The organism is Vibrio sp. Y176 (genome assembly GCF_033438945.1).
In genome coordinates, this window is the sequence record NZ_JAWOQS010000617.1 from 1 (window position 1) to 664 (window position 664).

At 42.2% G+C, this 664-nt stretch carries 1 protein-coding gene; it reads right to left on the reverse strand.

What is annotated here, in order from left to right; all coding sequences use genetic code 11:
* Window positions 1-664: tetratricopeptide repeat protein (locus R7O13_RS27650; RefSeq protein WP_318305295.1), on the reverse strand; the 664-nt coding region annotated here is incomplete at both ends.

The window sequence follows — 664 nt, forward strand, 5'->3', positions numbered from 1 at the left end:
CCACAACGAACCAAGTGTTTCCAAATTTTTTGCGTTGCGTTCTACATGACCATTATCAAAGGCTGCTTGAAGTGTTTTCGCTGCGCGGAAAGGCACCCCTTGATAAGCTTGGAAGTTTACTAAACGTAGGTATTCTTTCTCACCTTCTAAGAGACCCATCTTATGAGCCATTTCTAGTGTTGAAAGGGCATTGCGCTCTTGATTTAACTCCATGTAAATACCAGACAATTGAGTCCAGTAACGCTTATTTTTTGGATATTTAGTGGTTAATGTTTTCAATACACCCGCAACGCTCTTGAACTGCTTAAGTTCATAATGCGCAGACATCAGTAGCTGATACCAAGATTCACTAGGTTCTTTACTCATAGCGATTGCTTGCTTAGCTGGTGGAATCGCGTTTTTGTAATCTTCTAGCTGAACATAAGCACTTGCTAGAGTGATGTATGCATGCGCTTGTGGCTTTTCTTCGGTGGTTTGTGCAATTTTGAACCACTCATTCATGGTTGCTACTGACTTTTTAAATTGCCCTTCGGCTAAGTAAAGCTGCGCCAAGCTATAACGAACTTGCTGTGCTACAGGCACTGGAAGTGCGTGTAAACTTAACGCATCAGCAAAATACTTTGCTGCTTTCGGGTAGTCATCTTGCAGAGAGTACAAAAAGCCC